The organism is Bacillota bacterium (genome assembly GCA_040757085.1).
In the GTDB taxonomy this organism is placed as follows: Bacteria; Bacillota; Sulfobacillia; order JACIYH01; family JACIYH01; genus JACIYH01.
The window spans coordinates 57,444-76,286 of the sequence record JBFLXJ010000011.1; the positions used below are offsets into that span (position 1 = coordinate 57,444).

The 18,843-nt window shown below is 65.9% G+C and carries 16 protein-coding genes and 1 riboswitch; of the genes, 12 read left to right on the top strand and 4 right to left on the bottom strand.

Going from position 1 to position 18,843, the window contains the following annotated elements:
- Window positions 1-15: 15 nt before the first annotated feature.
- The 8 genes from AB1446_04020 (at window position 16) to AB1446_04055 (ending at window position 8,321) form a co-directional block, all read left to right on the top strand.
- Window positions 16-921, top strand: coding sequence for a branched-chain amino acid ABC transporter permease (locus tag AB1446_04020; protein MEW6546068.1), 906 nt, complete (start codon window positions 16-18; stop codon window positions 919-921).
- A 12-nt stretch (window positions 922-933) separates the two neighbouring features.
- The gene (locus AB1446_04025; GenBank protein MEW6546069.1) at window positions 934-1,920 is read left to right on the top strand and encodes a branched-chain amino acid ABC transporter permease; all 987 of its coding nucleotides are present in this window, start codon (window positions 934-936) and stop codon (window positions 1,918-1,920) included.
- Window positions 1,921-2,014: 94 nt separating this feature from the next.
- A complete protein-coding gene (locus tag AB1446_04030) occupies window positions 2,015-2,785 on the top strand; it encodes an ABC transporter ATP-binding protein (GenBank protein ID MEW6546070.1) in 771 nt (256 codons plus the stop codon).
- Complete coding sequence (locus AB1446_04035; GenBank protein MEW6546071.1) at window positions 2,778-3,503, top strand: ABC transporter ATP-binding protein; 726 nt, start codon at window positions 2,778-2,780, stop codon at window positions 3,501-3,503. The genes AB1446_04030 and AB1446_04035 overlap by 8 nt, the downstream gene beginning before the upstream one ends.
- A gap of 78 nt (window positions 3,504-3,581) precedes the next feature.
- Window positions 3,582-4,580, top strand: a complete 999-nt coding sequence (locus AB1446_04040; GenBank protein ID MEW6546072.1) for an ornithine cyclodeaminase family protein — start codon at window positions 3,582-3,584, stop codon at window positions 4,578-4,580.
- Window positions 4,581-4,705: 125 nt separating this feature from the next.
- Window positions 4,706-5,848 carry an NAD/NADP octopine/nopaline dehydrogenase family protein gene (locus AB1446_04045; protein MEW6546073.1) on the top strand — a complete coding sequence of 381 codons (1,143 nt, stop codon included), beginning with the start codon at window positions 4,706-4,708 and terminating at the stop codon, window positions 5,846-5,848.
- Window positions 5,845-7,284: an amidohydrolase family protein gene (locus tag AB1446_04050; protein ID MEW6546074.1), complete on the top strand. Its 1,440-nt coding sequence runs from the start codon at window positions 5,845-5,847 to the stop codon at window positions 7,282-7,284. Before AB1446_04045 ends, AB1446_04050 begins: the two co-directional genes overlap by 4 nt.
- 89 nt (window positions 7,285-7,373) lie before the next feature.
- The gene (locus AB1446_04055) at window positions 7,374-8,321 is read left to right on the top strand and encodes an ATP-binding protein (GenBank protein ID MEW6546075.1); all 948 of its coding nucleotides are present in this window, start codon (window positions 7,374-7,376) and stop codon (window positions 8,319-8,321) included.
- Here the strand turns inward: AB1446_04055 and AB1446_04060 are convergent.
- From AB1446_04060 to AB1446_04070, 3 genes are read right to left on the bottom strand one after another with little or no spacing between them, the layout of a single operon-like run.
- On the bottom strand, window positions 8,318-8,893 hold the full coding sequence (locus AB1446_04060; protein ID MEW6546076.1) for a uracil-DNA glycosylase: 576 nt from the start codon (window positions 8,891-8,893) through the stop codon (window positions 8,318-8,320). The genes AB1446_04055 and AB1446_04060 overlap by 4 nt on opposite strands.
- Window positions 8,894-8,928: 35 nt before the next feature.
- Window positions 8,929-9,783: a DUF72 domain-containing protein gene (locus AB1446_04065; GenBank protein ID MEW6546077.1), complete on the bottom strand. Its 855-nt coding sequence runs from the start codon at window positions 9,781-9,783 to the stop codon at window positions 8,929-8,931.
- Window positions 9,740-12,838 carry a DNA polymerase III subunit alpha gene (locus AB1446_04070; protein ID MEW6546078.1) on the bottom strand — a complete coding sequence of 1,033 codons (3,099 nt, stop codon included), beginning with the start codon at window positions 12,836-12,838 and terminating at the stop codon, window positions 9,740-9,742. Before AB1446_04070 ends, AB1446_04065 begins: the two co-directional genes overlap by 44 nt.
- 144 nt (window positions 12,839-12,982) lie before the next feature.
- On the opposite strand from AB1446_04070, the gene AB1446_04075 reads away from it, so the two are divergent.
- Window positions 12,983-13,615: a CBS and ACT domain-containing protein gene (locus AB1446_04075; protein ID MEW6546079.1), complete on the top strand. Its 633-nt coding sequence runs from the start codon at window positions 12,983-12,985 to the stop codon at window positions 13,613-13,615.
- On the opposite strand, the gene AB1446_04080 is transcribed toward AB1446_04075, so the two are convergent.
- Complete coding sequence (locus tag AB1446_04080; GenBank protein ID MEW6546080.1) at window positions 13,578-14,534, bottom strand: L-lactate dehydrogenase; 957 nt, start codon at window positions 14,532-14,534, stop codon at window positions 13,578-13,580. The two genes, AB1446_04075 and AB1446_04080, sit on opposite strands and share 38 nt — an antisense overlap.
- Window positions 14,535-14,923: 389 nt before the next feature.
- On the opposite strand from AB1446_04080, the gene AB1446_04085 reads away from it, so the two are divergent.
- The 3 genes from AB1446_04085 (at window position 14,924) to AB1446_04095 (ending at window position 18,819) form a co-directional block, all read left to right on the top strand.
- Window positions 14,924-16,147, top strand: a complete 1,224-nt coding sequence (locus tag AB1446_04085; protein MEW6546081.1) for a DUF362 domain-containing protein — start codon at window positions 14,924-14,926, stop codon at window positions 16,145-16,147.
- A 165-nt stretch (window positions 16,148-16,312) separates the two neighbouring features.
- A riboswitch (SAM riboswitch) is annotated at window positions 16,313-16,452 on the top strand.
- Between the two features lie 88 nt (window positions 16,453-16,540).
- Window positions 16,541-18,073: a homocysteine biosynthesis protein gene (locus AB1446_04090; protein MEW6546082.1), complete on the top strand. Its 1,533-nt coding sequence runs from the start codon at window positions 16,541-16,543 to the stop codon at window positions 18,071-18,073.
- Complete coding sequence (locus AB1446_04095) at window positions 18,070-18,819, top strand: UPF0280 family protein (protein ID MEW6546083.1); 750 nt, start codon at window positions 18,070-18,072, stop codon at window positions 18,817-18,819. The genes AB1446_04090 and AB1446_04095 overlap by 4 nt, the downstream gene beginning before the upstream one ends.
- The last annotated feature ends 24 nt before the right edge of the window (window positions 18,820-18,843 follow it).

The following is an 18,843-nucleotide window of genomic DNA, read 5'->3' on the forward strand; positions in this document are numbered from 1 at the left end:
AGGTAGGCGAGGCGCATGGAGCAAATCGTTCAGCAGGTGTTAAATGGGCTCACGGTGGGGTCGGGTTACGCCCTGGTTGCCCTGGGCTACACGATGGTATACGGGGTCCTGAAGTTCATCAACTTTGCTCACGGAGACCTGTTCATGTTGGGCACGTACGTCGGCCTCAGCGTGGCCCTTGTTTGTCTGGGCGGCGGCTTGTCGAATCAATGGCTCGTTCTCTTACTGGTATTCGTCGCAGCCATGAGTCTGGTCGGCCTCGTCGGGGTATCCATAGAGCGCGTTGCGTACCGTCCTCTCCGCAGGTCGGGCAGGCTGGCCCCGGTCGTGTCTGCCCTAGGATGCGCGGTTGTATTGCAGAACGCGGTTATGCTGGCTTCCGGTGCTCGCTACCAGGTGTTCCCGGAAGGGCTGGTGCCAAGCGCGGCATGGAGGGTGGCAGGCATGACCGTCCCCTTGCTGAGAGTAAGTGTGCTGATCCTCTCTTTGATCTTCATGGGACTCTTGTACCTGTTCATCCATCGCACTACTGTGGGGGCGGCCATCCGCGCCACTGCGCTGGATCACGATACTGCCCGGCTCATGGGCATCAATGTGGACCGCATCATAATGCTGGTGTTCCTGATCGGCCCTGCCTTGGGCGCGGCAGCAGGCATTATGATCGGGCTCTACTACCGGCAAGTATACTTTACCATGGGCTGGAGCTATGGTCTGAAGGCTTTCACCGCGGCCGTCTTGGGAGGGATTGGCAACATCCCCGGGGCTATGGTAGGTGGCATAATCCTCGGCTTGTTGGAGACCCTTGGTGCAGCATACATCTCGGCGGCTTGGAAGGATGCCTTCGCCTTTCTCCTGCTCATCAGTATCTTGATCTTGCGCCCCACCGGCCTCTTGGGCGAGCGGGTAGCGGAAAAGCTTTAGGGGGCGGCAGAGATGGTGAGCAAGATACCCCGCAGAGCTTGGGTCAGTGTTCTGGTAGCAGGTCTCGTTGCTTGCCCATGGCTGGTAAGTGACTATTGGGTAGATGTAATGAACTTCTGCGGCATCTACATCTTGCTGGGCCTGAGTTTGAACGTCATCGTCGGGTACGCGGGACTGTTCAATCTGGGGCATGCGGCATTCTATGCGGTAGGTGCGTACACCACAGCTATTCTTTCTACCCGCCTGGGCATACCATCGCTGCTACTCCTGCCTGTGTCCGCGCTGGCAGCTGCCGCCTTCGCGTATATCATCTCCCGTCCCATTATCCACCTCCGGGGCGACTACCTGTGCGTAGTGACCATCGGGTTCGGCGAGATCGTGCGCATTGCCCTGCTCAACAATCCATGGGGCCTCACGGGCGGAGTCAACGGCGTGTTTGGTATCCCGCGACCCAGCCTGGGATTCTTCACCATACGGACGGTGGACCAGTACTACTACTTCATCCTGCTGTTCATCGTGCTGTTCGTGTGGGCCATGAGGCGCTTGGAGAGGTCCCGCGTGGGCAGAGCATGGACGTGCATAAGGGAGGACGAAACGGCAGCCGAGGCCATGGGGATGGATACCGCATCGCTGAAGCTGCTTGCGTTCGTGCTGGGGGCGGCGGGGGCGGGAATCGCCGGCAACATCTATGCATCCAAGATGACCCTGATTGCCCCCGAGAGCTTTAACTTCTGGGAGTCGTGCGTCATGTTTTGCATCGTGGTACTGGGCGGAACTGGTTCCATCCCAGGGGTAATTGTAGCCTCCTTGGGCATGACCGCCCTGCCCGAACTGTTCCGGGAATTTGCCCGGGCGCGCATGCTCGTCTTCGGCCTGGCCATGGTGCTCATGATGATCTTCCGCCCCCAGGGGTTGTGGCCCAGCGCCCACTGGCGCCGGCAGGTCCAGCGAGAGGGGGACCTGGCCGGGACTCCAACGGCGGCTACAGGTCCCGGCTAGCGGGCTTTCGCCCGATGCTTGCTGGTGAGTGCTCTGGCGGTGGGGGCTGGGTGCCGCATCCTGGGCCAGTTTCGCAAGGAGCAGGTGGTGACCCTTGCTGGAAGTGAAGTCCCTGACAAAGCGGTTCGGTGGACTGGTGGCGGTCAACCGGGTGGAGTTCGAGTTACGTCCGGGCGAGATCCTGGGCATGATAGGGCCCAACGGGGCCGGCAAGACCACGGTTTTCAACATGATCACGGGGATTTACCGGCCTGACGAAGGGAGCATCCGCCTTGAGGGCCGGGAACTGGTGGGGCTGCGCCCCCACGACATCACCGCCCTGGGGATCGCGCGGACCTTCCAGACCATCAGGCTTTTTCCTAACCTGACTGTCATGGAAAACGTGATGGCGGGCCAGTACTGTCGCACGCGGGCGGGGATATGGGACGCCCTGGTGCTCAGCCGGCGCCACCGTCAGGAAGAAGCGGCTATCCTGGAGGAAGCGGAGAGGCGACTGGCCTTCATGGGCCTTTCCCACCTGGCGGAGGAACTCGCCCGCAACCTCCCCTATGGTTTGCAGCGCCGGCTGGAGATCGCCCGTGCCCTGGCCACGCGGCCCAAGCTCCTGGTCCTGGACGAACCCGCGGGGGGATTAAACGACCAGGAGACTAGAGAGTTGATGGACTGGGTGGTCCAGATCCGGGACAGTGGGATCACCGTTTTCCTGATCGAGCACGACATGACGGTGGTAATGGGGATCTGCGACCGCATCATCGTGCTGGATAACGGCGAAAAGATCGCCGAAGGCACACCCGCAGAGGTACAGTCCAACCCGCGGGTGATCGAAGCATATCTGGGGAAGGAAGAAGAGGGGTTCCATGGTTGACCAAGGCATCCTGGAAGTGCAAGACCTGCACGTCTATTACGGTCACGTCCATGCCCTCAAGGGCGTTACGTTTCAGGTCTACCCGGGAGAAATCGTGGCCCTGCTTGGAGCCAACGGGGCGGGCAAGTCCACCACCCTGCGGGCAATTTCCGGGTTGGTCCGTCCCCGCCAGGGGGATGTGCGGTGGCAGGGCCAGTCTCTGCGTAACGTCCCTGCTCATGCCATCGTGGCCAGAGGGGTTTCCCACGCCCCCGAGGGGCGCAGAGTGTTCAGTACCCTTACCGTGGAGGAGAACCTGAACCTGGGCGCGTACAGCAGGCGCGGGGATCGAGAGGGTGTAGCCCGCAGCAAGGAGCGTGTCTTTACCCTCTTCCCCCGGCTGGCCGAGCGCCGCCACCAGCTAGCCGGCACGCTCTCGGGAGGAGAACAGCAGATGCTGGCGATCGGCCGGGCCCTGATGTCCTCGCCCCGTCTTCTCCTCCTGGACGAGCCCTCCCTGGGACTGGCCCCTCTGCTGGTGCGTGCCATCTTTCAGACCATCCGGGAGATAAACGAGCAGGGGGTCACCATCCTGCTGGTGGAACAGAACGTGCGGGCGGCCTTGCGTCTGGCTCACCGCGCCTACGTTCTGGAAACGGGTAGGCTGGCCCTGGCGGGTACGGCGGAGGAATTGCGCCAGGATCCCCGCGTGCGCAAGGCCTACCTGGGCGAGAAATAGCTGGCCCGAGACCTGCCCGGGGTGGGAACGCGGTCTCGGGGAAAACGCCCGGTCCCGCCGGGCAAGGAGGTGCTCGCTGTGCCCGGGGATTTGCTCATACTCACGGCGGACGACGTCAGGCGGGCTCTGCCCATGGAGCGGGCCATTTCGGCGTGTGAGGAAGCCTATGGAGCCTACTCCTCAGGCCAGGCCCTGGTTCCCCTGCGCACCCAGATTCCCGTGCCCGAATTCGAAGGGGTCAGCGTTTTCATGCCCGGTCACGTTTCCGGCGCGGGGGCGACCGGTCTCAAGGTGGTCTCCGTGTACCCGCGCAACCCGGAACACGGGCTGCCCACGATCATGGGGATGGTGGTCCTGCTCGATGCTTCCACAGGTACCCCCCTGGCCCTGCTGGAAGGTGGGTACCTTACCGCCCTGCGCACGGGAGCGGCAGCGGGGGTGGCAGCCCGGTACCTTGCCCCCGCCGGTGCCCGGGTGGCAGCGCTGTTTGGGGCCGGGGTCCAGGGCCGCACCCAGGTGCTGGCGCTGGCGGCCGTGCGACCCATCGAGGAGGTGCGGGTGTTCGATCCCGTGCCCGGACGCGCCCAGGCGCTGGCCCGCGACCTGGCCGGCGAGCTCCCCGCGGTAAGGTGGGTGTTTCCCTCCCACCCCCGGGAGGCAGTGGCGGGAGCGCAGGTGGTGCTCGCTGCTACCACTTCCTCGCGGCCGGTATTTCCCGGCGATGCTCTCGCCCCGGGTACCCACGTCACTGCCATCGGGGCATTTACCCCCAGCATGCAGGAGATAGATGAAACTACTATCTTGCGCGCCAGCAAACTGGTGGTGGATTCCCGGGAGGCGGTGCTGGCCGAGGCCGGGGACATCATCATTCCCCTCCGGGAGGGGAAGATCACCCGTGATCACATCTTCGCAGAAATAGGCGAGATAGTGCTCGGCCGTAAACCCGGCCGCCAGGCCGCCGACGAGACCACCGTGTACAAGGCGGTGGGTCTGGCGGTGCTCGATGTGGCGGCCGCGGCCGCCGCCTACCGGGGCGCCCGGGAACTGGGCCTGGGCACCAGAGTGCGGCTGCTCTGACCGCATCCCGGCGCTTCCCACGTCCACTCAATTGCAGGCTGTGCTTTGTAACTCAGGTCAGCCGCCCTCGTCCGCGGCGCGAAGACGCCCCCCTGGGGAAAAGTATGGGCGAGAGGTGATCGCCCGTGGGCGTGGGCAAAACGCGCCCAGTGTTCGCTGTGCTGGGGGGAGGCAACGGGGGGCTGGCCGCTGCCGCCGACCTCGCGCTGAAGGGGTTTGAGGTCAGGCTGTTTGAACTTCCCGAGTTCGCCCACACTGTAGCACCGGTGTCGGAAGCGGGAGGAATCCAGTGCGAGGTGCTCCCCAGCACCGGGCTGAGGGAGGGATTTGCCCGCCTGGCTGCCGTCACCACGGACATCGGGGCGGCGGCCAGGGGGGCCGACGTGGTACTGGTCATCGTGCCCTCCTTTGCCCACCGCCGCTTTGCGGAAATGTGTGGTTCCGTGCTGGAACCCGGCCAGGTGGTGCTGGTCGCGCCCGGGAACTTCGGTGGGGCGCTGGAGTTTGCGCTCACCTGGAAGAGACAGGGGATGAACCCGGGCGGGGTGGTGCTGGCCGAGGCGGAGTCCCTCATTTACGCCTGCCGCAAGAAGGGACCCACCACCATCTGGATTCGGGGATACAAGCGGTCCTTGCGCGTAGCAGCCCTCCCCGCCACCCGCACGGATCGAGTTCTGGCGACCCTCAAAGAAGCATATCCCACCCTGGAGGCAGCCCAGAATGTCTTGGAAACCAGCCTGAGTAATCCCAACGCCCCCACCCACCTTCCCGTGATGATTCTCAACGCCGCGCGCATTGAACGGACGCAGGGCGATTTCCTCTTCTACAAAGAGGGGATGAGTCCGGCAGTGGGACGGGTAATCGAGGCGATAGATGCCGAGCGCCTGGCGGTGGGCAGGGCCCTGGGCCTGCGAAGGATGCGCTCCCTGTACGAGCAGGACATGTCCTGGTATGCCCACCAGGGTACCTTTGGACAGAACATTTACGAGACCAACGTAAACAATCCCATATACAGTTGGAGCCGGGCGCCCGAGTCCTTCGAGCACCGCTACGTCACGGAAGACGTCCCTTACGGTCTTGTGCCCCTCGAGGACCTGGGGGCAACGCTGGGGATCCCGACCGCCACCACCACGGCCGTCATCCACCTGGCGGGGGTGATTGCTGACCGGGACCTGCGCGAAGGTGCCCGCACCCTGCAGGCGCTGGGCCTCGGTGACGTTCCCCTCACACGCCTGATAGAGATGGTCGAGGAGACGGGCGTGGCATGAGGTACTTCGTCACCGGTGGGACGGTGGTTACCGGGGACGGGCGTACTGTGCTGGAAGAAGCCGCCGTGGTGGTGGAGGGGACGCTCATCGCGGATGTGCTCCCCGGTTCCCCTGCGGATAACCCCACAGCCCCCGATCCTTCGGGGGGTGCGACAGGTCCCTCCGGTTCGGCCTCCACTGCCTGCGCGGGAGAGGTCATCGATGCCCGCGGGTGTTACGTGGTCCCCGGTCTCATCAACCATCACGCCCACGGCTGCGCTCTGGGCCCCCTTTTTGCCAGCGGGGCCGAGCCCCTTTCCGGGGAGGAAGTACGACAGAACCTGCTCAGGCATCTGGAGGCCGGCACCACCACCATACTGAACGTGGACGGGTTCGCCCTGCCCGAGGAGGTGGAAGCCGCTCGTCGATACCATCCCCTGAACCTGAAGACGGCCAGTTCCCACACCCCGCTCAACCTCAAGGCGGCGGCGCTGGCGGATGGTAAGGGGCTTTCCCCGCGACACCGCAAGATGACGGCGGAGAAGATGGTGGAGGCCGGGGCCGTCTGCCTGGGAGAAATCGGAGGGGGTCATACCCTGGGTGGGGGTGGCCAGGAATACCTGTACATACCGCGGGCCATACGGGCACGGACGGGAAGGTACGTATCGCCGGCCGGGGCGCGAGCTCTTAAGACGGCCGTGCTGGGCCGGTACATCGATCCCCGGGCTTACAGCGAGGAAGCCGTGCGGGCGGTGTTGGCCGAGCTGGGCCTCGCCGGCCTCCTTTCGCCCGAGGAGGCGAGACGACTGGTGGAAGACGCGGTGCTGCCTTCGTTCCGGGTGGCGCTGGACGGGATGCGGGAGGCCGCCGAAGTGGCGGCCCGGCTGGGAGTCCCCGTCATCCTCCACACCGCCGCCCCTTCCAAGGCCGTATTGCTGGAACTGAGCCGAAAGGCACCCCGGCTCACGGCGGGAGACCGGTCCGCGGGGGAATGCCGGTTCATCGCCGCCCACTGCAACCACGATTCCCTGCTGGTAGATGAAGCGGTCGACTTGGCCGTGCGGCTGCGGGCAGCCGGGATCCTGGTGGATGTGGCCACCTTCGATGCGTTGGGGGCCCGGTACACCACCCCGGGCCCGGAAGTCCTCCTGGAGCTGGTCGCACGGGGGGCTGCCGACCTGGTGTCCACGGACTACGCGGGAGGCCTGTTCGACCCCCAGGTGGTGGCTCTGGCGGAGGTGGTAAGGCGCGGATTGCGGCCCCTTCCCGAGGCAGTGGCCATGGTCACGGGAAGGGTGGCGGATGCCATCCCCTGCCTGGCTCCCGGTCGCGGTTACCTGGCGCGGGGCCGGGTGGCCGACCTGGTCCTTCTCCGCCAGGATGACCTGACCCAGGTGGAACTGGTGATGGTGGAGGGCCGAGTGGTGACCCATCGTGCCCCGGACGTCCGGGTATGACTCTCCGGCCCCGTCGGCGTTGTTTTTGATCGGTCATGTTGGCTACAATGGACGTACACAGGCAAGACGGTGTGCAGGAGGGGTTCTCGTTGAAGTGCACCGTGTGCAGGGGAGAGGCGGAGGTGAGGCTCCCTGCCCATAACTCCAAGTTCTGCCGGGAGCACTTCGACCGGTTCTTCTTGCGCCAGGTCGAGAAGGTTATCTCCGAGTTCAGGATGCTGGAGGCGGGGGCACCCGTGCTGGTGGCTGTGTCCGGAGGCAAGGACTCCCTGACCGTGGCCGATGTGCTGGCAAGGCTGGGATACTCCGTGGTGGGGCTGCACATCGACCTGGGGATCCACAGTGGCGGCTTCTCTGCTGCTTCACGGGAAGCAAGCGAACGGTTCTTTGCCCGCCTGGGCCGCCCCCTGCACATCCTCTCTCTGGAGGAGGAGTTTGGCCTGGGGGTGCCGCAGGTGGTGCGCAGGTTCGATCGGCCGTGCGCCGTATGCGGCCTGACCAAGCGGCACCTGCTCAACGAGTACGCTTACCGGCACGGGTTTACGGCTCTGGCCACCGGCCACCACCTGGATGACCTGTCGAGCACCCTGCTCGCCAACGTCCTGCGCTGGGACACGAGGTACCTGCGCAAGACGCTGCCGGTGCTCCCGGCCGGTGACGGTCTGGCCAGGAAGATCAAGCCCCTGGCCTTCCTTACGGCGGAGGAGATCAGGACTTACGCCCGGTTCCGGGGGATCGAGCCGGTCCTGGGCAACTGTCCCTTTTCGGCGGAAGCCAAGTTCAAGAGATACGCCCGGCTTCTCGATGCCGTCGAAGACGAGTCTCCGGGCACCAAGCGGGGCTTTTACCAGAATTTCTTGCGTATCGCCTCCGTTTTTGCAGAGGCCGCCCCGGCTGCAGGGCAGGCCCCCCGGTCGGAGTTGCCCGAGCTACGCCGGTGCCGGGTGTGCGGTGCCCCCACTCCCTCAGAAGTGTGTGCCTTCTGCCGCATCTGGCGACCGGACCGCGCGAAGGCGGTTGGTGCCGCCCATGGCTAGCAGATGACCTGGCGGAGGAGGCAGGCAAGAGAAGCCAGGTCTTGCTCCAGGGTGATTTTGAGTTCTTCCCGGTAAAACACGGCGGCGGGATGGTGGGTGGCGAAGATGATGCGTCCGTCCCGCTCCAGGGGGCGGCCACGCACCTCGCTGAGCTTGAATCCCGGGCCCAGGACGGCCCTGACCGCCGCCGTCCCCTGGGGGCAGATGATGCGTGGCCGTATGATCTGGATTTGGGGCCAGAGGTAGTGACGGGCGCACACTTCGATTTCTGACGCCCTGGGCGTGCGGTTTCCCGGCGGCCGGCACTTCACAGCCCCGGTGATGAATATCTCCTGCCGATCCAGCCCGGCTCCCTCCAGCAGGTGATCGAGCAGGTGACCGGTGTTGCCGACGTACGGGCGGCCGGTCTCATCTTCCTTTTCGCCGGGGGCTTCTCCCACCAGGACCAGCGCCGCATCCGGCGGGCCTTCGCCCGGCACGGCCAGGCGGCGCGACTCGCCCAGGGGGCACAGGTAACAACGCAGCGCCTCCTCCGCCAGGGCCTGCAGGCGCTGCCCCCGCTCGGCCCTCATTGCTCCACCTGCCCGGCCGATGGTGCTCTCCTCCCTCATTTCTCCACCCGGCCGGCCAGGGGCGTGGTGTGGGCCTCCAGCACCGTCCGGGCGGTGACCAGAGGAGTAGGCCAGGTTAGCTCCAGCAACTCCCTGATCATGCGTCCGTTGATGACCGCCTGCCCTCGGCGGTGGTTGTTCATGCTCACGAATACCTTCCCCGCCTGCCGGTCCAGGAGGCGGATGCGAGGCACCCACTCGGCCAGTTCCTCCCGCGTGTACAGGTAATCGTAGCGTTCCGAAGGTTCTTCGTGGTGCCACCATTTCTGGTAGTTGCGCCCGTGGAAGCGAACATAGGCCACATCTGCCGTCGCACGCACTGCAGGGGGCACCAGGGTGCGGAATGCTGGTTCGTCCACACAGGTGAACCCCAGTCCGGTTTCTCTGAGGAGTTCGAACACATCCTCGCGCAGCCACTCCTGGTGACGGAATTCGACCACGGCCGGAGTCCCGTTGAGGTCCTGCCCCAGTTGCCGGACCAACATCGTGTTTTCGCCGTTGCAGCGGAAGCTGGTGGGAAACTGAAGCAGGACGCAGCCCAGGCGTCCCTCCTGGCGCAGGGGGTCCAGCGCCTGGAGCAGGGTGCGCAGGTCTTGCCGGGGTTTTTCCCGCTCGTGGGTGATGCCCCGGTATGCTTTCACGGCGAAGGAAAAGCGAGGAGGAGTCATCCTGGTCATGTTCCGCAGCATGTGCGGGCTGGGTTGCCGGTAGTAGGTGGTATTCAGTTCCACGAAGTCGAATTCCCGGCTGTAGAATTCCAGCATGCGGTTTTTGGGCAGGTCCGGCGGATAGAACACGCCCCGCCAGTCATCGTACGAGTAGCCTCCTGTCCCCACCAGGATCATCTTCATCACCCCGCCTAGCTTTCTCCCCCAGGGCCGATGCTAAAAGACGCCAGTGACCGCCTCGCCGTTCCAGCCTCCCCCGGACCGTCAGGTGCCTGGGGTCGATCTCCAGGGCGTCCCTCTCGTATATCCTGGCGGGTACGTGCACGTGCACCATTTCGCGTCCGGTATCAACCAGCAGCACCAGGCGGTAAGCCCCTCTTGCTGCGGGAATGCGTTCCCCTTGCACCACCCTCCCCTCGAGCACTACCTCCTCGCCCTCCCGGGCGGCGAGTCCTTCCCGTTTCAATACTTGCCTGCCCTGGCGGGCGGCTTCTGCCTCGTGCCATGCGGCCACCAGGGAGGAGAGGGCGGTAGCCGATACCTTGTCCCGCAGGCGGGCAGCGAGGTCCTGGGGAGATCGGAACTCTCCACCGCTGGCCCGTTCCCGCAAGCAGGCCAGCGCCGCCTGGAAACCTATACCCGGGAGGGAGAGAAGCCCGGCGCGGATAGCTCCTTCTTCCACCCGCCAGAACGCCCCGCTGTGGTTGGGGTGGGGCGGCAGGACGGCGATTCCCAGGCGCCTGGCCTCGTACGCGTAGAGTGCGGGCGGATAGTACCCGCCGGGATTGGAAAGGAGGGCGGCCAGGTAGGGGGCAGGGTAGTGGGCCTTGAGGTACGCGGCCTGGTAGGCCAGGCGCGCGTAGCAGGTGGCGTGAGCGCGGTTGAAGGTGTATCCGGCTGCCCTGCGCAGCCAGCGGAAGGCCTCCCGGGCCTCGGCCTCGGCTATCCCCTGGTTGAGGGTACCCCGTATGAACCGGGATTCCCACTCCCGGATTTCATGACCGGGCTGGCGCTGCGCCTTTTCCAGGGCGCGTCGCATCAGGTCGGCTTCTCCCAGGCTCATTCCGGCCAGGCGGTGACCAGCTTCCATGACCTGTTCCTGGTACACCAGGATTCCACCGGTGGACCCCAGGATGGGCCTCAAACAGGGAGGAAGCCCTCCGGTGTGCGTGGGCGCCCCCGGTCTGCGTGCCCTCAGGGGTCCTGGTTTGTATGAGGCGATGGCGATGGCCAGGTCTCGCAGGGAGCGGGGCCGCATGCGCTCTAGCAGGTTACGGACCCCCTCGCTTTCCAGCTGGAAGCAGCCCACCGTCTGGCCGGTGGCTACGAGCTCCCAGGTGAGCGGGTCGTGCGGGTCGAGGTCTTCCAGTGAGAAGGACGGCTCGGTCTGCCTCACCATGCGCACCGTGTCGCTGGCCACCGTGAGGTGCCGCAATCCCAGCACGTCCAGCTTGGGCAGACCCAGCATTTCCAGGGAGTCGGCGTCGTACTGGCTGACCGGTTGGCCGTCGGGAGCGACATACAGGGGCAGCATCTCTTCTTTGCCGGGCGGGACAGCGATTATGCCCGAAGGATGACGGGATCGGCCCACCGGTATGCCCTCCAGGAGCGCGGCCGCTCCAAACAGGGTGCGAAACGGCTCCCGGTCCCGGGGGATGGCCCGCAATTCTGGCACTGCGTCCAGGGCGTGGGCCAGGGCGCCCGGTCCCCGTTCCCGGGGCAAGGCGGCTGTCAGGGCACCGATCTGCTCGGCGGGCAGGCCCAGGGCTTTCCCCACCAGGCGCAGGGCCGAACGGGCACCCAGGGTGGTGAAGGTGACCACTCCCAGCGCGCCGGCTTCCCCGGTGAGCATTTGGATGACGTCCGGGCGGCGGCGCTGGCACACATCCATGTCGATGTCGGGCAGGTCGGGCCTTTCGGGATTCAAGAATCGTTCGAACAGCAGCCCTTCCTCCAGGGGATCCACGTCGGTGATCCCCAGGCAGTAGCACACCAGGCTCCCCGCCGCCGAGCCGCGCCCTGGCCCTACCGGGATTCCCTCCTGCCGGCACCACGACGCCACCTGGTGCGCCAGCAGGAAGTAGTCGGCGAGGTGGCGGGCGAGGATGATTTCCAGTTCGCGTTGCAGGCGGGGAGCCACCCCGGTGGGTTCCCCGGCCGGATAGCGCCACCGCCTCCCCTGTTCGACCAGGTACCGGAGGATATCCCCTGACCCGGCGGACCCGGGGGAGTTGCTGGACCCGGCAGAGGTGACGGTGAACGGCTGGAGTTCCCAGCGGCACTCCTGCGCGATGGCCAGCGTACGGGCGAGAGCCTCTTGCCTCACCGGGCCAGGCAGGAAGGCCAGCCGTCGGCTCATTTCCTTTTCCGAACAAAGCCAGAGGTCACCTGGTTTCCCAGCTGCAGAGGTGGGCCCACCCCTGCCGGCCAGCAACAGGCGTCGCATCAGGGCCTCACGGCGCTCGGCGTAGTGGACGTCGGCCGTGGCCACCACGGGGATGCCCGCCTCCTGAGCCAGTTCGACCAGGCCGCGCAGCAGGTGCTCCATGGGAGGCTGGCGGCGTTTCCCGGCAGGTTGGGGGGCTTCGGCGGCGGGCGAGACCTGTTCCCCGGTAAAGAGCGTGGCCGGTAGCTCGACGAAGAACGCCCCTGGGAAGATTTCCGCAAGCAGGCGTGCCGTGCACATGGCCCGGTTGCGTTGACCCGCTGCGAGCAGCCGGACCAGGGGTCCTCGGTGGGAGCCGCTCAGGCACAACAGTCCCCCCGCGTTTTGCCACAGCAGCGACAGGGGCAGGGGGCGGCCCGCACCGCCCCCATCCCCTCCGCGGCCCAAGCCTCGCGAGCCGCCCGCACCGCCCGCGGGCCCCCCGCGGCTGGCGCCACCCCGGTGGCCCCCGTCGTCGTGACGGTATCCCTGAGTGGCGCTGCTCAGGCGGCACAGGTTGCGGTAACCCGTCTCATCGCGGCATAGGAGAACCAGGTGGAAGGGATCCGCCCCTGGTACCTCTGCGTTGCCAGCTTCCCCATCTGGCCAAAAGGAGAACTCAATCCCCACCACTGGGCGTATGCCCTGGCGCCGGCAGGCGGCCACGAATGCCGGCACGCCATGGAGGACGCCATGGTCGGTGAGGGCCAGGGCGGGCATGCCGAGGGATGCAGCCCTCTTCGCCAGAGCCTCGGGAGGGGTGGGGGAATCGAAGAAGCTATAATGGCTTTGAACGTGCAGGTGTACGAACATCTCCCCTAGTTTTCCCATGCCTTGGTTGCAGGGTGGGGGTACTGGGCCCTCCAAATGCTGAAACTGAAGGTAAGATGTGGGCCGGTGGCGAATCCTTCCTGTGATCAATTGGGGGCCAGTGTGCCCGTCAAGGGGGGGCTTGGGGTGCTGGTACGCGATCGCATGTCAAAAGACCTGGTGACGGTGTCACCTTCCACTCCCGTTCCCGAGGCCTTGCGCATGATGGAGCAAAGGCGCATCCGGCGACTGCCCGTGGTTCAGGATGGCCGGTTGGTCGGAATTGTCACCCTGCTCGACCTGTTCCGGGTGTCTCCTTCTCCGGCCACCAGCCTCAGCATCTGGGAATTGAACTACCTGATTGCGCGGCTCCCGGTGGAAGAGGCTATGACACGCAAGGTCATTACGGTATCGCCGGATGCCACTCTGGAGGAAGCCGCTCTGCTCATGCGGCACCACCGGGTGGGCGGTTTGCCGGTGGTGGAAGACGGCCGACCTGTGGGCATAATCACGGAGACGGACATATTCGATGCCTTCCTCGATCTGATGGGGCTGCGGCAGCCCGGTCTGCGCGTGACACTGGTATTGCCCGACAGGGTGGGCATGCTGGCGAGCGTGACTGCCATCTGCCGGGATCACGGCGTGAATATTGTCAGCGTGGCTTCTTTCCCGCCCCACGAGGGTGAGGCCAGGATCATCATGCGCCTGTCCGGCGAACAGGCGAGCAAGGCGGTGGAAGCTATCAGGGATGCCGGCTACCGGGTAGCCGATGTTCGCTGAACTTTGTCAGCAGGGCGGCTGACTCGGTCAGGGCCTGCAGTTCCTCGGCTGCCAGGGGTAGGGCCAGCACCTGTTCCCTTCCTCTCCTGCCCACTATGGTGGGAAGGCTGAGGCAGACGTCACCCAGGCCGTAGGCTCCTTCGACCAGGCCGGAGACTGTCAGTACGGAATGCTCATCGTTCAGGATGGCCTCCAGGATGCGGCGCAGTACCACTGCGATGGCGTAGTACGTGGCGCCCTTGCGTGAGATCACTTGTTGAGCAGCTTCCCGTACGCGGGCAAAAAAGGCGCTGCGGTCCCCTATGTGCTTTCCGGTCAGAGCTTCGAACTCGGATACGGTGAAGCCGGCCACCGTGGCCCGGCTCCACAGTGGTACTTCGGTATCGCCATGTTCTCCTACCACATAGGCGTGGACGTTGCGGGGATCTACCCCGAAGTGATGACCCAGGGCCTGGCGGAAGCGCGCACTATCCAGCACCGTACCGGATCCGATGACCCGTGAGGGCGACCATCCCGTCAGCCGGAGGGCAGCCAGGGTGAGAACGTCCACGGGGTTGGAAACCATCAACAGGATGGCCTGGGGGCAGGCGGTCAGCAGAGGTAGTGAATCACGCAAAACCTCCAGGTTTTGCTCCACCAGGTCGAGGCGGCTCTGCCCCGGTCGTTGCGCAGCCCCAGCGCAAAACAGTACGAGGTCTGCATCCCGGCAGTCTTCATAACCGCCCGCTCTCACCTCCACGGGTGCCGTCAGGGGACTGCCATGCACCAGGTCCAGCGCATGTCCTTCGGCCCTGGCCCTGTCCACGTCTACCAGGACCAGACGGCGGGCCAGGCCCGAGAGCATGATGGTGTAAGCTGCGGTGGAGCCCACATACCCTGCCCCCACTATGGCCACTTTGGGCCCGGAATCAGTGCCCATTCCTCCATCACCGTTTCCAGTATGTGCAGGCACATCCGCGTCCATGCCCCAGCATCGGCTGGCGGCTGGAGTCCGGTGACCGGTCAGCGGGACGACCGGAGTGCCAGGACCGTTGCGGGGGGCGTGTTCTGTTCTGAGTTGCGGGGAAGCAAGAGGAAATACCGGGTGGCGGTGGAACATAGTAATGCCGGGGGGATACCGTGGACTGGAGTCGCATTTTGGGTTGGGGATCGCCCATCGGTCTGGGTTTCTTCCTCGTTTGTTTGGCTATTTTCTTCTGGGGTTTCAGAAGCGGGACGGGCAGGCGATAGGGCCCGGTGTGTTCCGATGACGGTTCGCAGGGGCTGCGTAAGGAAGTAGACCTGGGCAAGGCAGGAGCCCCAGTTCAGGTGTGCAGGGTCAGCCTGGTTCGTGCCAGCCAGGAACAGGCAGTCCGGCGCGCTGTGCAACTGGCCGGGGCGCTTGACCTGATGGTGGGGTCCGGGAGTCGGGTACTGATCAAGCCCAACCTGGTGGCCGTGCCTCCGCACCCGCGCAACGGGGCGGTCACGTGGGTCGAGGTGGTCCGCGCGGTGGCCGACGTGGTGCGGGACATGGGGGGGCGTCCTGTCATCGCCGATTCGGCGGCGGTGGGGGCCTGCACCGAGGACGTCGTGGCCGTCTGCGGCTATGGTGCTCTCCGGGAGAAGGGATACCCGGTGCTGGACCTCAAGGACACCGAGGAAGTCGAGGTGGCGGTACCGGGCGGCGTCGTCCTTTCTCACCTGGTGACGTACCGGCCCGTGCTGGAGGCAGACCTGGTGGTGAGCGTGCCGGTCCTCAAAACCCACGACCAGTTGGGAGCCAGCCTGGCCATCAAGAATCTCAAGGGACTGCTCGCCGACCGGGACAAGAAGCGTCTGCACGCGGTGGGCGTGGTGGAGGGAGTATGTGACCTCCTCACCGTCCTGCCCCCCCTGTATGCAGTGGTGGACGGCACCGTGGGCCAGGAAGGACTGGGACCGGTGTTCGGGCGTCCGGTTCCTCTGGGGGTCGTGCTGGCGGGGGCCGACCTGGTAGCGGTCGATACGGTGGCGGGATGGATCATGGGCTTCGGGCCCGGGGAGCTGCCGCTTTCCCGCCGGGCAGCGGAACGGGGCCTGGGATGCGGGGATCTGGAGGCCATAGAGGTGACGGGGGAGGATCCTGCTCGGGTACGCCGGCGGTTTGTACGGGCAGAAGAGGATGTCTCCCTGGACATCCCCGGCTTCCGGGTAGTGTTCGCACCGCGGACCTGCACGGGGTGCCACCACACCGTGCTTTCCGTGGTGGCGGAGATCACAGGGGAGGGACGGACGGCCGCTCTGCACGGCAAGACGGTGGTGGCGGGGCGGCTTTCCCCTGCGGACGTGCAAGGCTTTGACCAGGATAGGCGCGGGAGTGCAGCGGATTGTCCCGGTGGATGCAGCAGCCCCCGGTTTTTCCCTTGCCCCGGCGAGCCTTACGAGAAGAATGTGGTGCTGGTGGGAAACTGCCTGGCTGAGCATGCCCGCCTGGGAAGCTGCTGGGTGAGGGGATGCCCACCCCACAACGCCTGGGTCAAGGATGCCTTACTGCGGGGTCCCGGCCCCTGAACAGGCGGGTCAGAGCGCGAATATCATTGCGAATATCATTCCCTGCCCCCCAGTCTACTCGGCCGGGTAGGGCCCCGGTCGGCCCGGTCGCGGCCCCGGCCGGCTGGTTGACAGAAGTGGTAGGCTGTGCTATAGTGGGCGCCAAACACAATACGGGTCGGGGGACTCTTATCCAGAGCGGCGGAGGGACTGGCCCGATGAAGCCCGGCAACCGGTCACGGGGCTAAGGCCGGCGACGGCCCCAGCCCGAGAGCGTGATGACGGTGCCAACTCCTGCGGAACCCCACGGTTCCGAGAGATGAGAGGTCCGGCTGGACGCCTCTTCCTCTCGGAGAGGCGTTTTTCGTTCTCCGGGGCTCCCGGGGGTCCCCCACCCGGGAGGAGGTGCCCATCTTGCCCAAGACGTTCGCCGAGATCAACCAGCGCATCCGGGAGGGCAAGGCGGTTGTGGTCACCGCCGAGGAAGTCATCCCGCTGGTGCGGGAGAAGGGCCCCCGCCGGGTGGCCCAGGAGGTGGATGTGGTTACCACGGCCACCTTCGCCCCCATGTGCTCGTCGGGAGCGTTCCTGAATTTCGGCCACAGCGAACCGCCCATCAAGATGCAGTCGGTACGCCTGAATGACGTCCCCGCCCATGCCGGGGTGGCGGCGGTGGACGCCTACCTGGGGGCCACCGAACTCAGCCGCGTGCGGGGGATGGACTACGGGGGCGCGCACGTCATCGAAGACCTGGTATCGCGGCGGCCGGTCCTGCTGGAGGCGGAGAGCTACGGGACTGACTGTTACCCGCGGCGGTCGATCCGTACTTTCATCAGCCTGGACTCCCTGAACCAGGCCTACCTTTTTAACCCCCGGAACTGTTATCAGAACTACGCCGCCGCCACCAACGGCTCGGACCGGATCATCTACACCTACATGGGCAAGCTCCTGCCCCGCTTCGGTAACGTGACGTATTGCAGTGCCGGCCAGCTCAGCCCCCTGCTCAACGACCCCGACCTGCGTACGGTGGGCATTGGCACCCGGGTGTTCCTGGGCGGGGGCATCGGATACGTGGCCTGGGAGGGAACGCAGCATTTCCCGGCGCGCCGTCGCCGGGGTGACACACCGGTGGGGCCGGCGGCCACCCTGGCGCTGGTAGGGGATTTACGGGGGATGGACCCGCGCTTCCTGCGCGCCGCCACCTTCACGGGCTACGGGGTCACCCTGTTCGTGGGGGTGGGGATTGCCATCCCCATCCTGGATGAGGATCTGGCTCGCCAGGTGGCGGTGAGCGACCGGGAAATCCACACGGTGGTCCTGGACTACGGCCAACCCCACCGGGATCGCCCCGTGGTGGCCGAGGTGAGCTACGCGGAGCTACGCTCCGGGCGTGTGCTGTTGCGGGATCGCTGGGTGCCCGCTGCGCCGCTGTCCAGCCTGCGCAAGGCGCGCGAGATCGCTGTCATCCTGAAAGATTGGGTGGCGAGCGGACGTTTCTTGCTAACGGAGCCGGTTGCTCCCCTTCCCTGGCGTGATTCCCTGCACACCCTGGCCGTTACTCCGCGGGCCGGAAGCGATCCTGCTGCGGCGGAGACAGCTGCCTCTGCAGAGGGGGACGGTCGGGGAGCATCGGGTAGGGCGGGTGTACCTGCTGCCCCGGAGGTCGCGGCCCCGGCGCAGGGGGCCGAGGGCAAGGGGGTAGAGGTTCCCCCCAGCCCTGCGACCGATCTTCTGCGGAACGGCAGGGGAAGGCCCGAACCGGATGGGGAACGCTGTGTGGCGTGTGGTGCCTGCACCGGGGTGTGCCTGCCGGGGGCGCTGCACCTTGACCCGGCCACCTGGGAGCTCTGCTGGCGGCCGGATCTGTGCACATCCTGCGCCCTGTGCCTGGATGCTTGCCCGGTGGGGGCCCTGGGCGTGGCCGTGCCCGCTGGAGGAGAGGGGTGACCCCCGTGCAGGTGGAGGAAAGATTCTACCGCCACGTCATGGGGGGTGCCGACCTGGTCACCTTCCAGGTGCAGGAAGGAGAAACAGACCTGTGGGTAGGGGTGGATCGGGAGAGTTGGCGTCTCGATCTCCCCGACCGGGTCCGCGAAGTCGTGCGGCGTGTGCGCCGGGACCTGGAAGACTACATCGGCAGAGACAGCAGGTTTATGACTTCCCTGGTGCCGGTGCCGGTCCCCGAGGATGTCCCCGGCGTGGTCCGCGAGATGGCCATTGCCGCTGCCCGGGTGGGGGTAGGTCCCATGGCGGCTGTGGCCGGCGCGGTGGCCGAAGAGGTGGGACGGGCCCTTCTGGGCGAGGCCGGCGAGGTCATCGTGGAGAACGGCGGTGACATCTTCCTCTGCAGCCGCAAACCGCGCCGGGTGGCGATCCTGGCCGGAACGTCGCCGTTCTCCATGCGGGTGGGCCTGCTCATCCGGGGAGACGGCCGTCCCGTGAGCGTGTGCACCTCGGCGGGACGCTGGGGGCATTCGCTGAGTTTGGGGCGGGCGGACGCGGCGGTGGCGGTGGCCCCGTCAGGGGCTCTGGCCGATGCCGCCGCTACCTGGCTGGGGAACCTGGTTCGGGAAGTGGGGGACCTTCCCACCGCTCTGGAACAGGCCCGCCGCCTGTCCGGGCTGACGGGGGCGGTGCTGATCAAAGACGCTCAGTTGGCGGCCTGGGGCGACATCCACCTTACCCCCGTCTGACCCTCAGGCCGCTCGAAGGCTCGC